This is a genomic window from Virgibacillus sp. M23 (assembly GCF_034190895.1).
Taxonomy (GTDB): Bacteria; Bacillota; Bacilli; order Bacillales; family Amphibacillaceae; genus Virgibacillus; species Virgibacillus salarius.
The window spans coordinates 12117-27000 of the sequence record NZ_JAWDHA010000015.1 but is presented as its reverse complement, the minus strand read 5'-3'; the positions used below and the strand labels follow the sequence as shown (position 1 = coordinate 27000).

11 protein-coding genes are annotated in these 14884 nt (G+C 36.5%); all 11 read left to right on the top strand.

The window, feature by feature from the left end:
• The first annotated feature begins 47 nt into the window (after nt 1–47).
• The 11 genes from rsmH to ftsA all read left to right on the top strand — a co-directional run bounded on the left by rsmH (nt 48) and on the right by ftsA (nt 14829).
• Nucleotides 48–1025, top strand: a complete 978-nt coding sequence (gene rsmH / locus RVS70_RS08230) for a 16S rRNA (cytosine(1402)-N(4))-methyltransferase RsmH (protein WP_026680798.1) — start codon at nt 48–50, stop codon at nt 1023–1025.
• A complete protein-coding gene (gene ftsL / locus RVS70_RS08225; RefSeq protein ID WP_026680799.1) occupies nt 1025–1399 on the top strand; it encodes a cell division protein FtsL in 375 nt (124 codons plus the stop codon). The genes rsmH and ftsL overlap by 1 nt, the downstream gene beginning before the upstream one ends.
• 19 nt (nt 1400–1418) lie before the next feature.
• Nucleotides 1419–3635 (top strand): penicillin-binding protein, encoded by a 2217-nt coding sequence (locus RVS70_RS08220; protein WP_121605048.1) that lies wholly within the window; start codon nt 1419–1421, stop codon nt 3633–3635.
• Nucleotides 3636–3735: 100 nt separating this feature from the next.
• Nucleotides 3736–5667 (top strand): stage V sporulation protein D, encoded by a 1932-nt coding sequence (locus RVS70_RS08215; RefSeq protein ID WP_026680801.1) that lies wholly within the window; start codon nt 3736–3738, stop codon nt 5665–5667.
• Between the two features lie 126 nt (nt 5668–5793).
• Nucleotides 5794–7260: a UDP-N-acetylmuramoyl-L-alanyl-D-glutamate--2,6-diaminopimelate ligase gene (locus tag RVS70_RS08210; RefSeq protein WP_321132848.1), complete on the top strand. Its 1467-nt coding sequence runs from the start codon at nt 5794–5796 to the stop codon at nt 7258–7260.
• 5 nt (nt 7261–7265) lie between these two features.
• Nucleotides 7266–8627, top strand: coding sequence for a UDP-N-acetylmuramoyl-tripeptide--D-alanyl-D-alanine ligase (locus tag RVS70_RS08205; protein WP_246484574.1), 1362 nt, complete (start codon nt 7266–7268; stop codon nt 8625–8627).
• A 30-nt stretch (nt 8628–8657) separates the two neighbouring features.
• Nucleotides 8658–9644 carry a phospho-N-acetylmuramoyl-pentapeptide-transferase gene (mraY, locus tag RVS70_RS08200; protein WP_026680804.1) on the top strand — a complete coding sequence of 329 codons (987 nt, stop codon included), beginning with the start codon at nt 8658–8660 and terminating at the stop codon, nt 9642–9644.
• Nucleotides 9641–10990, top strand: coding sequence for a UDP-N-acetylmuramoyl-L-alanine--D-glutamate ligase (gene murD / locus RVS70_RS08195; protein ID WP_121605052.1), 1350 nt, complete (start codon nt 9641–9643; stop codon nt 10988–10990). Before mraY ends, murD begins: the two co-directional genes overlap by 4 nt.
• A 126-nt stretch (nt 10991–11116) precedes the next feature.
• Nucleotides 11117–12229 carry a stage V sporulation protein E gene (gene spoVE, locus RVS70_RS08190; RefSeq protein WP_026680806.1) on the top strand — a complete coding sequence of 371 codons (1113 nt, stop codon included), beginning with the start codon at nt 11117–11119 and terminating at the stop codon, nt 12227–12229.
• 178 nt (nt 12230–12407) lie between these two features.
• A complete protein-coding gene (locus tag RVS70_RS08185; protein WP_121605053.1) occupies nt 12408–13247 on the top strand; it encodes a cell division protein FtsQ/DivIB in 840 nt (279 codons plus the stop codon).
• Nucleotides 13248–13548: 301 nt separating this feature from the next.
• Nucleotides 13549–14829: a cell division protein FtsA gene (gene ftsA, locus RVS70_RS08180; protein ID WP_121605054.1), complete on the top strand. Its 1281-nt coding sequence runs from the start codon at nt 13549–13551 to the stop codon at nt 14827–14829.
• Nucleotides 14830–14884 lie beyond the last annotated feature (55 nt).

Sequence of the window (14884 nt, the reverse complement as noted above, 5' to 3'; positions counted from 1 at the left end):
GACATTTGACATCATGAAGGCGGCAAACGATAGAAATGGGTGTTTCAATGTTTGAACATTATAGTGTTTTAAGAACAGAGACAATTGAAGGAATGGAGATCAAGCCAACTGGTACGTATGTTGATTGTACAGTAGGGGGTGGAGGGCATTCTGAGCAAATTGCCTCAAGATTAAGCGAAAACGGATTACTAATAGCTTTTGATCAAGATTTAGATGCATTACAGGCTGCAAAAGAACGATTAGCGGAATATAAAGATCGAATATTATTTGTTCATTCTAATTTTAGCAGGCTAGAAGAAGCTCTAGAAGAGCATCAAATTGACCAAGTAGATGGGATTTTATTCGATTTAGGTGTATCTTCTCCTCAATTGGACAGGGGAGAAAGAGGCTTTAGCTATCAGCATGATGCAATACTTGATATGAGAATGGATCAAACAAAAGATCTGAACGCTTATGAGATCGTAAATAACTGGTCGTATAATGATTTGGTGAAAATTTTCTTTAAATATGGTGAAGAAAAATTCGCCAAACAAATTGCCAGAAAAATAGAAGCCTATCGGAAAACTAAAACGATAGACACGACACATGAATTAGTGGGAATTATTAAAGAAGGTATTCCTGCACCCGCTAGACGTAAAGGGGGACATCCTGCTAAAAGGATATTTCAAGCCTTACGAATTGCGGTAAATGATGAGTTAGGTGTGTTTAACGATGCCTTACATCAAGCTGCAAGAGTTGTAGGCATTAGTGGAAGAATTGCAGTAATTACCTTCCATTCATTAGAGGATAGACTTTGTAAACAAGCTTTTAAAAAATGGAGTACACCAAAGGCTACACCAAGAAACTTGCCTATTTTACCGGAAGCTAATGAAGCACCTTTTCGGCTAGTTAACCGAAAACCAATTATTGCTAATGAGCATGAGTTGGAGGTTAACCGAAGATCACGATCTGCTAAGCTGCGTATTATTGAAAAAATATCTGATTGGAAACCACATTTTAGGTATGAAGAAGGGTGGAGAAAATAATGAGTGTAAATCATGCTAGATCATGGGAACAAATTAGACCGCAGCAGACACCGAAGAAGGAGCAATCCATACCTGTTAAAGTGCAGAAGCAGGGTTGGATTACAAAAGGAGAAAAATTAATTTATTCCATAATTGGGGTATGTATAATTGTAGCAGGATTGTATATGGTTTCTTTTTCTTCATCAACGGATACGGTTAATCGAGAATTACAACAATTAGAAAGCAAAGTCAAGTTACAACAAGCTGTTAATGATCAACTTAGCTATGAGTTGAAAGAGTTGAGTAGGCCGGAAAGAATTATAAATATAGCTGAAAAGAATGGTCTAAAAATTCAAGATACCAAAGTGAAACAAGCTCAGAAAATGAATAATTAGAATCAAGGGGAACATGGTTATGAGGAAAAATAAAGCGACTCACTTCATGGCAGGCATTTTTATAATCCTTTTCGTAGGTGCATTTCTTACATTGTCAGGACGGTTTCTCTACATTCAAGCCACAAAGGAAATAAACGGAGTATCATTGGAGGAATGGGCAGATAAACAACGAACATCATCTTATACATTACCCGCAGAAAGAGGAAAAATATACGATAGTAATGGAATGACGCTGGCTTATGATCGACCTACATATAGATTATACGCCATTGTAGATGAATCCTATTCCGAAGATTTAGAGGAGCCAAAGCATGTAAAAGATCCGGAGAAAACTGCGGAATTGCTGGCTCCTTTATTAGATATGAAAGAAAGTGAAGTGCTTGAACAGTTAAATGCTGGCATCGAAAAAAATAAATTTCAGGTTGAGTTTGGAAATAACGGTAAAGAATTATCTCAGCAGAAAAAAGATGAAATTGCAGCTTTAGATTTGCCTGGAATTAATTTCAAGGAAGAAGCAATTCGCTATTATCCAAATGGAATGTTTGCTTCACAAATTATTGGGTTTGCAAGAGAAACAGAAGTTGATAAGAAAGACAAAACTGGTACGAAACAAGAAATCAAAGGTGTAGCTGGCATTGAACATGAAATGAATGATTTATTAAGCGGTAAAGATGGGCGCATATCTTATCAGCGTGATCAATATAATAAAAAGCTCTTGCATCCAGAAGAAGTTGTTACTGAACCTGAGGATGGAGATGATGTTTATTTAACGATCGAACAGAAAATTCAAACCTTACTGGAGGATACACTTACACAGGCAGATGAAAAGTATGAGCCTGAGCGCATTTCTGCTGTTGTAATGAATCCTAAAACGGGTGAAATTGTGGCGATGAGTAATCGACCAAGCTATAATCCGAATGATCCAAAAGTAGAAAATTGGTTTAATGACGTTGTTTCTACACCGTTTGAACCGGGTTCAACGGTTAAAATGTTTACTTGGGCAGCAGCGATAGAAGAGAATGTATATAATGGTAGTGAACCTTATATGTCAGGTAGCTACCAACCCAATGAGCAAATAAAGCCTGTGCGTGACCATAATGGAGGTAACGGTTGGGGGAAAATCTCATTTGATAAGGGATTCCAACGATCATCCAATGTAGCAGCTTCTAAGCTTGTATGGGAAAAAATTGGTACCGACAAATATCTAGAATACTTAAAGGCCTTTCAATTTGATAAAAAAACGGAAATTGATTTACCCAATGAGGTAGCTGGTGAAATTTTATATAATTGGCCGCGTGAGAAGTTAAGTACTTCTTTCGGTCAAGGTAGTACGCTAACACCAATTCAACAAATGAAAGCTGCAACAGCTATTGCAAATGATGGAAAAATGCTACAGCCTTATGTGATCAAAAAAATTGTTGACGCTAATTCTGGAGAAATAATCGAAGAGAAGTCACCAAATGTAGTTGGCAAACCAATTTCTAAAGCGACAGCTGAACAAGTTTTAGAGCTTTTGAAATCTGTTGTAAATGGAGAAGATGGGACGGGTAAAAAGTATAAACTGGATGATTATACAGTTGGAGGTAAAACAGGGACAGCGCAGATTCCTAATCCTGAAGGAGGATATTTATCTGGTAAAGAAAATCATGTTTTTTCCTTCTTAGGCATGGCACCCATCGATGATCCGGAGTTAATGATGTATGTATCTGTTAAGCAGCCCAAGTTAGAGCCAACGGAATCAGGTTCGACACCAGTATCTTTTATTTTTAAAAATGTAATGGAGAATGGGCTTCACTATTTGAATATTAATCCTGATAAAGAGAAGACCAACAAGGTTAAACAAGTAAGCATCCCTACCTTAGTAGGAAAAGATGCTAGTAAAATGGAGAAAGAGCTTAAAAAGCATGGGTTGAAAGTTACGGTAGCTGGTCAAGGGGAAATTGTAGCTAGTAATGTCAGAGAAGGTGAAAAAGTGTTACCAAATGATCATGTTTTATTAATAACTGAAAAACCAAAGATGCCTAACATCGTGGGCTGGTCGCTACGTGATGCATTACAGTTAGCAAATCTATTGGAATTGAAAACAGAGACCTTTGGTAATGGCTATGTTGTTACTCAGAATATAAAGGAAGGTACACCTGTAAAGCCTAAAGACTATTTAGGTATTGAATTAGTACCTCCGAATCAAGAAAAGCAGGAAAACACTTCATCAGATCAAGAAGATACAGGGGAATAACACAAGTAATATAATTTTGTGGCGATGAGAAACAGTGTTCTAATCCAATTTTATTGTTCATATAGTGGATACAAGCATGTCTATAAAAAGGAGATGTAGTATGAAACGTGTATCTGCTGTGACGACAAAAAAACGGATAGTCGCTGTTTTTCTTATTGGTTTATTAATATTTACAGTTATTGATATTCGTTTAGGGTATGTGCAATTTGTAATAGGCGATAAATTAATGGGACAAGCCAATGAATTATGGACAAGGGATATTGAATTTGAACCTGAAAGAGGAAATATATTGGACAGTAATGGTGAAGTACTTGCTGAAAATGTAACAGCTCCATCCGTTGTAGTTGTACCGAGGCAAGTTGATAAGCCTGAGGAAACGGCAAAGAATTTGTCCAATATTCTAGACATTTCATATGATAAGGCTTATGAATATGTTACACGAAATGCATCGAGTGTGAACATACATCCAGATGGCAGGAAAATAGATGAAAAACAAGAAACCGCTATTCGAACATTGAATATGGATGGTGTCTATTTATCTAAAGATTCTAAGCGACATTATCCATACGGAGATGACCTTTCCCACGTGCTCGGATTTGCAGGCATTGATAATCAAGGATTAATGGGTCTTGAGTTATTTTATGATGATAAATTAAGTGGAGATAAAGGCAGTCTCTCCTTTTACTCAGATGCGAAAGGTAGACGTCTAGATAGATTAGCAGATGAATACAGCCCTCCCAAGGATGGACTAGACCTCAAAACAACTATTAACACAAAAGTACAAACTATTATGGAGCGTGAACTTGATCTAGCTGAGTCCAAATATCATCCAGATGGTGCAGTTGCGATTGCCGTAAATCCTAAAACTGGGGGAATTCTTGGTATGACGTCACGTCCAAACTTTCATCCCGAGAATTATCAAGAAGTAGACTCCGATGTGTTTGATCGAAACCTGCCGATCTGGAGTACGTATGAACCAGGTTCCACATTCAAAATTATTACATTAGCTGCTGCTCTTGAGGAAAAAGTCGTAGATTTAGAAAATGATCACTTTCACGATGATGGTGACATCTCTGTTGGAGGAACCGAATTACATTGTTGGAAGAGCGGTGGTCATGGGCATCAAAGTTATTTGGAAGTTGTCCAGAATTCTTGTAACCCTGGCTTTGTAAGCCTTGGTCAAATGTTAGGAAAGGAGAAGCTATTTTCATATATCAATAGTTTTGGATTCGGTAAAAAGACAGGAATTGACTTGCAGGGAGAAGGGAATGGAATTCTGTTTAAACCAGAAAATGTAGGACCAGTTGAATTGGCTACTACAGCTTTTGGACAAGGTGTATCTGTTACTCCAATTCAGCAAGTAATGGCGGTAGCAGCTGCAGTTAATGGTGGCTATTTATACGAACCATATATTGCAGAAGAGTGGATTGATCCTAAAACAAAAAAGACAACCGAAAAAGTGGAACCTACCATGAAAAAGAAAGTTATTTCCGAATCGACTTCCAAGGAGATACGTCATGCTTTAGAAAGTGTTGTTGCACAAGGAACAGGACGACCTGCATATGTTGATGGCTATCGAGTTGGCGGGAAAACAGGTACAGCACAAAAAGTTGGACCAGATGGTAGATATATGGAAAATAACTATGTGGTATCCTTTATTGGTTTTGCTCCAGCAGATGATCCTGAAATCGTTGTGTATGTAGCTGTTGATAATCCGAAAGATACGGTCCAGTTTGGTGGTGTGGTAGCAGCACCAATTGTTGGTACAATTATTGGTGATAGCCTAAGGGCAATGGAAGTCGAACCTCGTAAGGGTGGACTGGACAAAGAATATCAGTGGCCAGAAGAACCGAAAGTAGAAGTTCCTGACTTAGTGGGACTAGATAAAGAAGAATTAACGGAATACATGACAAACCTATCCATCGAAACTAGTGGAAAGGGTGATTATATTATTGATCAAGCACCTAGTCCTGGAACAAAAGTAGAGCAAGGATCAAAAATCCGCATTTATTTATCGGAAAATAATCGTTAAACAGGGATAAATTTGCTATAATGATTTAGGTGGAAAAAGAATAAAAGAGGGTGCTGTCACCCTCTTAAAAATTGTAATCTACGAGAATACATATGTGGGACATTATTTTAGATTGGGATGTTAAACATGAAATTAATTGATTTGTTAGGATGTATACCTTTTTATGAAACAAATGATGATATAGCTCATATAGAGGTAACTGGTATTGAAATGGATTCGCGAAAAGTAGAATCCGGTAATCTTTTTGTCTGCATCAAAGGCTTTACAGTTGATGGACATGACTACGTAGAGCAGGCGGTTCAAAATGGAGCCAGTGCCGTTATTGTCGATCAAGAAGTACATTCAAGCGTACCAATAATTAAAGTCGCTAATACAAGCAGAGCATTATCGATGCTTGGTGTGAAATATTATAATAACCCTACTGTTAAGCTACCTTTAATCGGTATCACTGGAACAAATGGTAAGACTACGGTGACGTATCTGCTTGAAACGATATTTAATGAATATAAGAAAAAGACAGGTGTTATTGGAACGATTCATATGAAAATAGGAAATGAAACATATCCGGTTGCCAATACGACTCCAGATGCGTTACTACTTCAGAAGTCGTTCAAAAAGATGCTAGATCAAGATGTAGACCAAGCAATTATGGAAGTTTCTTCGCATGCGCTTGTGCAGGGAAGGGTTTATGGTTGTGATTATGATATAGCGGTTTTTACAAATCTATCTCAGGATCACTTAGATTATCATAAAGATATTGATGACTATCTAAGAGCCAAGAGCCTCTTGTTTGCGCAGCTAGGCAATAGTTATAGCGGTGAAGATAAATATGCCGTAATTAATGAAGATGATGCGTCAAGTACACTATTAAAAGAAAGTACAGCTCAACATGTGATTACGTACGGAATCGAAAATTCTGCTCAAGTAATGGCAAGTAATATTATACTTGGTGCAGCAGGTACAACTTTCCAATTAACGACACCTGTTGGAGAGTTAACAATCCAAAGCAAGCTTATTGGTATGTTTAATGTATATAATATGTTGGCGGCCAGTGCTGTAGCAATTGTGAGTGATATTCCGATTGCCCACATTAAAACGGCTTTAGAAAAAATGGAGGGTGTAAATGGTCGATTTGAACCTGTGAATGAAGGGCAGTCCTTTGCAGTTATTGTTGACTATGCACATACACCGGATTCATTAGATAATGTTTTACAGACGGTGAAAGAATTTGCAGAAAATCGTGTGTTTGTAGTAGTAGGCTGTGGTGGTGATCGTGATCGTACGAAGCGGCCACTTATGGCGGAAATTGCATTAAAATATGCAGATCATGCTATTTTCACATCTGATAATCCGAGAACGGAGGATCCCCAAGAAATTTTGGATGATATGACAAATGGTTTGCATGCTAACGAAGATTATCAAGTTATCGTAGATCGAAGATTGGCAATACAGTATGCTGTAGAACATGCTAAAGCTGGTGATGTTATTCTAATAGCAGGTAAAGGGCATGAAACATATCAACAAATCGGCAATGTTAAATATGATTTTGATGATCGAGAAATAGCTCGCCAAGCTATTTTAGCTAAGGAGTAGAGATTATGTTTAGTTTAAATTGGCTTTCGGGATTTTTTCCAGACTTTACGGGGGATATCCACGGAAAATCAATAGAACATGTTCATACAGACAGTAGGCAGCAAAAGCCAAATTCCTTGTTTATTCCGATTATTGGGGAGAACTTTGATGGTCATGCTTATGTGGAACAGGCAATTCATAATGGAGCAATTGCTGTATTTTGGGATCAGGCGAAGGCTCTACCACAGCAGGTTCCCGATGACCTTCCGATTTTCTTTGTTGACAATACGATTACTGCCTTACAGGAAATGGCTTTTCATTATCGGAAAAAGATTGATCCAATCGTAGTAGGTATTACAGGTTCAAATGGTAAGACTTCTACGAAAGATATCGTGGCAGCTATGCTGAAAGCTGTATATCGAACACATTATACAGATGGAAATTATAATAACCATATCGGATTACCATTAACTATTTTATCTATGCCGATTGATACGGAAGCATTGGTTTTAGAAATGGGAATGAGCAACTTTGGAGAAATTGAACAATTATCCGAAATTGCAAGGCCAGATTATGCCATAATTACCAATATTGGCGAATCACATATTGAATATTTAGGTTCACGCGAAGGTATTGCCAAAGCTAAACTTGAGATCACTTCCGGACTAAAGTCAGATGGTTATTTAATTATCGATGGTGATGAGGAATTGCTTTATCATATGCATAAAAAAGCTAATGTTCGTACATGTGGATTTAATCATACGAACGATAAACGAATCATATCGGTCGAGTTAAAACATGCACAGACACTTTTTCAGCTAGGTAAAGATGAGGAATATAGCATACCTTTTTTAGGAGAGCATCATGCTAAAAATGCAACATTTGCAATAGCACTTGGAGAATTGTTAAATATTAGCGGCGCATTAATACAGCAATCATTTTTGCAAATGGAAAAGACAGGAATGCGATTTGAATGGCTAACAGGTAATAATGGTGTAGCCATTATTAATGATGCCTATAATGCTTCTGCGACATCGATGAAGGCTGCAATAAAAGTTGTAAAACAATTACATGATTTTAAGGATAAAGTACTAGTACTAGGTGATATACTAGAATTAGGAAATCATTCAGAAATGTTACATCGGTCTGTAGCTGAAGTTATATCAGAACCTGTGACAGAAGTTTTCACATTTGGCGAGGATGCTAAATACATTACTAAAGCAATGAAAGAAAAACATTCTCTAATTCCCTCAACGCATTTTAGGGATAAACAAGCGCTCATTGAGGCACTTCAACCTTATTTGAATAAAGACACTGTAATTTTGTTTAAAGCATCTAGAGGATTGAAATTTGAATTAATGATAAAAGAAGTTAGTTATTTACAATAGATGGACGGTTTCTAACAAGGAGGAGAAACAATGAATATATTCGTATTAGTCATAACGATTGCTATAGCATTTTTAATCACCGTCCTTATGTCTCCTATTATTATTCCATTTTTAAGACGATTAAAGTTTGGACAAAGCATAAGAGAAGAAGGGCCAAAATCACATAAAAAGAAAACAGGTACGCCTACAATGGGTGGATTAATGATTGTTCTAAGTGTTATAATCACATCAATAATTATGGCCTTGAAAACAAATTCAGATGGCATTGGCTATGAACTTTGGTTACTCATTTTTGTGTTAGTAGGGTACGGATTATTAGGATTCTTAGATGATTTTATTAAAGTCGCAATGAAGAGGAACCTTGGTTTGACTTCAAAACAAAAGATGTTTGGTCAGCTGATTATTGCACTTGTTGTATATTTTATATTGAGAGATCAAGGCTTTCCGACCTACATTTCAATTCCAGGTACATCTATTCAATGGGAATTGGGCTGGGGTTATGCACTTTTAATTATTTTTATGCTTGTTGGTGCTTCTAACGCCGTTAATCTTACAGATGGCTTGGATGGATTACTTGCAGGTACCGCTGCTATTGCATTTGGTGCATTCGGAATTCTAGCTTGGTATGGAATTCCACAAAATGAAGTCACTATTTTTTCATTAGCTGTAGTTGGTGCACTGCTTGGTTTCCTTGTATTTAATGCACATCCTGCTAAGGTATTTATGGGTGACACAGGCTCATTAGCGTTAGGTGGAGCCATCGCTGCTATTGCCATTTTAACTAAATTAGAGATTATTTTAGTTATTATCGGTGGAGTTTTTGTTATTGAAACGTTATCTGTCATTATTCAGGTTATATCTTTTAAAACAACTGGAAAAAGGGTGTTTAAAATGAGCCCACTACATCATCATTATGAATTATTAGGTTGGTCTGAATGGCGTGTCGTAACAACCTTCTGGTTAGTAGGCTTAATTTTTGCAGCTTTAGGTATATACATTGAGGTGGGCATAAATTGAGAAAGCTAAATGATTTTCCCTATTCACATGTACTTGTATTAGGTTTAGCTAAGAGTGGTACAGCTGCTGCTGAGGTATTAATGAAAGATGGGAAAAAGGTACGTATAAACGATAAAAAAGCAACTGCTTCAGATGAAGAGGTAATTCGATTAAGGGAGATGGGTGCAGAGATAATTGTTGGTTCCCATCCTCTTTCTGTGTTAAATGATATCGACATAATCGTAAAAAACCCAGGAATTTCCTATGAGAATCCAATTGTTGCCGAGGCTATAAAAAAAGAAATTCCAATTATTACTGAAATAGAAATAGCTGCGCAGTTAACAGATGCAACAATCATTGGTATCACAGGTTCAAATGGTAAAACAACGACAACCACGATGACTGCTCAAATGCTTACACAGAGTGACCAACCTGTTAAGATAGCTGGAAATATTGGAATAGTTGCAACTGAAGTAGCACAAACAATAGATAATAACGAGAATTTAGTTTTAGAACTATCTTCTTTTCAGTTAATGGGGATAGATAAATTCAAGCCTAGGATTGCAGTTTTATTAAATATTTTCGAGGCGCATTTAGATTATCATAAAACACTTGATAATTATAAACAGGCAAAATTTAATATCTTTAAGAATCAAACGGAAGAAGATTTTCTCGTCTATAATGCCAACGATCGTAGCTTGATTGATGCAGTAGAAAACAGCAAAGCTCATAAAGTTCCTTTTTCTGTTAAGGAGCGTTTAGAAGATGGTGCTTGGATGGATGAAACATCGATTTATTTTAGAGATGAAAAGATTATGGATCGATCAAATATCGCCTTAATGGGAGAGCATAATTATGAGAACATACTTGCCTCAATAGCTGCTGCTAAGCTTAGCGGTGCTACGAATCACGGGATTCAAACTGCCCTATCTGCTTTTACAGGGGTAAAGCACCGTTTACAATTTGTCGGAAAACATCTTGGTAGGATGTTTTATAATGATTCAAAGGCAACGAATATTCTGGCAACACAAAAGGCGTTATCAGCTTTTGAAAAACCGGTAATCTTGTTGGCTGGTGGGTTAGATCGAGGGAATGAATTTAGTGAACTAATCCCTTACTTAGAACATGTTAAAGCGATGGTGTTATTTGGAGAAACTGCAGAAAAATTGAAGGCAGTTGGCGAACATGCAGGCGTTCCCCAGATAAAATTAACAGATAATGTGGAAACAGCGGTACAAACTGCTTTTGATTTTTCAGAAGAAGGTGACACCATTCTGCTTTCTCCAGCTTGTGCAAGTTGGGACCAATATGCGACGTTTGAAGAAAGAGGAGACATGTTTATACAAGCCGTGCATACGATAGTATAGGGGCTTGTTTAAAGAACTTGTTCAAGAAGTATGTCTCACCTTCTTTTTGAACCGAGTAGAAAAAACATCGTGAAGTAAATAGCTTTAAACAACACCCCGATTTCAATCTAAAGAGGGGTGTTATTTTTGTTCCAGAATAAAGCGAGATCACATACTTCACCCGATTATATCTTATTGGGCGTTATCATAAGTTTGTTACTTATTGGAGTCATTATGGTCTACAGCTCCTCCTATGTTTGGGCAGAATATAAATTTGGTGATGCGTGGTATTATGTAAAAAGACAAGTATTATTTGCTGGCGTCGGCGTAGCAGCAATGCTTTTTGTGATGAAAATTCCCTATAGTACGTGGAAAAAATACGCGAGAGTGATTTTGTTAGCTTGCTTCATACTTTTATTTTTAGTATTAATACCAGGAATTGGAATGGTACGTGGAGGAGCACAAAGCTGGATTGGAATAGGGGCATTCAGTATTCAACCATCGGAATTTATGAAGTTAGGTTTAATTATTTTTCTATCTGCATTTTTAGCAACGAAGCAGAAGTATATTACCTCATTGAAGCAAGGTTTTCTTCCATCCATTATGCTGATATTTACTGCGTTTGGCTTAATTATGCTTCAACCAGATTTAGGTACTGGTATGGTATTAGTATTAACGTGTATGATTTTAGTATTTGCTGCTGGTGCTAGACTTTCACATTTTTTTGGACTAGCTCTACTTGGGCTGATAGGCTTTGTAGGTCTGATTGCATCTGCACCGTATCGTATTAGTAGAATTACTGCATTCTTAAATCCGTGGGAAGACCCACTTGGCGATGGATTCCAAATTATACAATCACTATATGCAATTGGTCCAGGAGGTTTAATGGGGTTAGGATTTGGGAATAGTCTACAGAAGTATTTTTATTTACCTGAACCACAAACTGATTTTATCTTTGCTATTTTAGGAGAAGAGCTTGGCTTTATTGGAGGTACTATCGTTTTATTGCTGTTTCTACTCTTACTATGGCGTGGGATAAAAGTATCCCTGGAGGCACCTGATCTATTCTCTCGTTTCTTAGCACTTGGGATAGTTTCCATGCTTGCGATTCAAGCAATGATAAATATTAGTGTCGTTATTGGTTTAATTCCTGTAACTGGAATTACCTTGCCTTTTTTAAGCTATGGAGGATCATCATTAACATTAATACTATGTTCTGTAGGTATTTTGCTAAATATTAGTAGATATACGAAAATCTAAAATTACTTACTATAAAACCATAGTTTGCAGAGATATTGCAAAGAGCTTAAAAACTTTATTTTCCATCTATGTACACTACAACTTTAAAGGGATAATGTGATATACTTTAAATTAACATAAGGAAATGGTATTTATTTGCCATTTCTATTGTTAATTTATGATAAAGGAAGAAATGGAGATGGCAAAAAAGAAAGTTGTTTCAATAGAAGATAGGATACCGAAATTGAAGCAGGCTAGGAAAAAAAAGGCAAATCGACGGTTAATATTTTATCTTTCTATTTTTTTCTTATTAATTTCTATTATCGTCTATCTGCAATCTTCATTAAGTCATATCCGATATATCGAGGTAGAAGGAAATACCTTTTTATCGGATAAAGAAGTAATAAGCATAAGTAATTTAGCGGAAGATATGAATATATGGACAATTGATAAATCAGCGAGTGTGAAAGCAGTAGAGAATAATCCGATTATTTCATCCGCAAGTGTAGATAGAAAATTACCGTGGACAATCACTATTCAAGTGGAAGAATATGAGCGTGTTGGTTATGTACAAAAGGAAACAAAATATTATCCAATTCTAGGGAACGGTACTGTGCTCAATAGTTTGGAACAGCATACCTTTACTGGAGATGCTCCATTAATATCCAATTTTACCGAAAAAGAATATATACATAGGATGACAGCAGAACTAGAAAAACTTCCCAAAAGTATATTGAAGTTAATTTCTGAGATTCATTGGGCTCCAACGGATGATAATAAAAACAAAATTCGCCTATATATGAATGATGGATTAACGGTTGATGCAACGATTCGGGATTTTGCAGCTAGAATGGAAGTATACCCATCTATTGTTGCTCAATTGGATGCAGACAGTGAAGGAATTGTTCATATTGGAGTAGGAGCCTATTTTGAGTCTTTTAATGAAAAAGAAGAGAGCCAGCAAGATGAAACCACTGAATCTGAAGAATCAGTAGAAGATACTATAAATCAGGAGGCAACATCTGAAAATCGTGAGTAAAAGAATTTAATTTCTTATGAAAGTCATAATTCCAGCTCTCTTTACGAAATAGTTTAATATAAGAGGTATGGTTTCTTTTTCCTAAATAATTAATGATCACATTGTATTAATTGTAAAATCTGCTTAATTTTTTTAAAAAAATTACCGAAAAATAAAAGGAATCCTATATTTTATGTGGAATAACCTATATATATTTTATTTTTAGGAAATGTTTTAAACTATTACATTATTAGGATAATTACAGAATTTGGTATAAGAAGTTTGCTTAGTTATGCAGCTTCTGAACTGGGGGGTGCCTTACTTGAACAACAGTGAAGTATTAGTAAGTCTTGATATAGGTACATCAAAAATCAAAGTTATAATAGGTGAGGTTTTAAACGATTCATTAAACATCATTGGAGTTGGTTCTGCTAAATCAAATGGCATGAAGAAAGGTGCTATTATAGACATTGATCAGACAGTCCAGTCCATTAGAAATGCTGTTGAACAAGCAGAACGTATGGTAGGCATGCAAATTGATAGTGTTGTAGTCGGCGTGAATGGAAATCACATTCAATTACAACCTTGTCACGGAGTAGTAGCGGTTCAAAGTGAAAACCGTGAGATAAGTGATGATGATATTACGAGAGTGATTGATGGAGCCCAAGTTATGTCCATTCCTCCAGAACGTGAGATTATCGATGTCATACCTAAACAATTTATTGTTGATGGGTTAGACGAGATTAATGATCCACGAGGAATGATTGGCGTACGATTAGAAATGGAAGGTACGATTATCACTTGCTCTAAGACGGTTTTACATAACATCTTAAAATGTGTGGAGCGAGCAAATCTCCAGGTTGCTGATATTTGTCTTCAACCACTTGCAGCTGGTACGACCGCCTTATCAAAGGATGAAAAGAACATGGGTGTCGCATTGATTGATGTTGGTGGTGGTTGCTCAACTGTATCTATTTTTGAAGGTGATCATCTTGTCTCAACAAGTGTCGTTCAATTGGGCGGTGACAATATTACAAAGGATCTGTCGATTGGGTTACGAACGTCTACAGAGGAGGCTGAAGATGTTAAACTAAATTATGGACATGCCTTTTATGATCATGCTTTAGAGGAAGAAGTATTCGATGTTTCCATAATAGGAAGTAATACAAAGCAAACGTATAATCAATTGGAAATCTCAGATATGATAGAAGCTAGAATGGAAGAAATTTTTGCGTTTGCTGAAAGAGAAATTAGAAAGATGGGCTATCATAGATTACCTGGTGGATATGTACTGACTGGAGGTACGATGGCTATGCCGGGTGTTCTGGAGCTTGCGGAGGATATATATCAATCCAATATTCGTATAGCGATTCCAGATTATATAGGTGTCAGAGAACCACAGTTTACTGCGGGGGTTGGAATCTTGCAATTTGCCTACCGTAATGCGAAAATACAAGGAAAAGAATTGTTTCCATCTGTTATCGAACAGAAACAAGAAATACAACCAAAGCGAGTAAAAAAACAGTCAAAATCAAATGAAGCAAAAGAAAATAATAAAAAAGAATCTGGAATAGCTAATTTGTTTAAGTATTTTTTTGATTAGACAATTATTTCCATCGACTTAAAAAGCAGTATTTTTTACTGTATACTTTAAGGTG

Excerpts from the sequence above, each read along its gene's own strand:
- rsmH (WP_026680798.1), top strand. The coding sequence starts at position 48 with ATGTTTGAACATTATAGTGTTTTAAGAACAGAGACAATTGAAGGAATG.
- ftsL (WP_026680799.1), top strand. The coding sequence starts at position 1,025 with ATGAGTGTAAATCATGCTAGATCATGGGAACAAATTAGACCGCAGCAG.
- RVS70_RS08220 (WP_121605048.1), top strand. The coding sequence starts at position 1,419 with ATGAGGAAAAATAAAGCGACTCACTTCATGGCAGGCATTTTTATAATC.
- RVS70_RS08215 (WP_026680801.1), top strand. The coding sequence starts at position 3,736 with ATGAAACGTGTATCTGCTGTGACGACAAAAAAACGGATAGTCGCTGTT.
- RVS70_RS08210 (WP_321132848.1), top strand. The coding sequence starts at position 5,794 with ATGAAATTAATTGATTTGTTAGGATGTATACCTTTTTATGAAACAAAT.
- RVS70_RS08205 (WP_246484574.1), top strand. The coding sequence starts at position 7,266 with ATGTTTAGTTTAAATTGGCTTTCGGGATTTTTTCCAGACTTTACGGGG.
- mraY (WP_026680804.1), top strand. The coding sequence starts at position 8,658 with ATGAATATATTCGTATTAGTCATAACGATTGCTATAGCATTTTTAATC.
- RVS70_RS08185 (WP_121605053.1), top strand. The coding sequence starts at position 12,408 with ATGGCAAAAAAGAAAGTTGTTTCAATAGAAGATAGGATACCGAAATTG.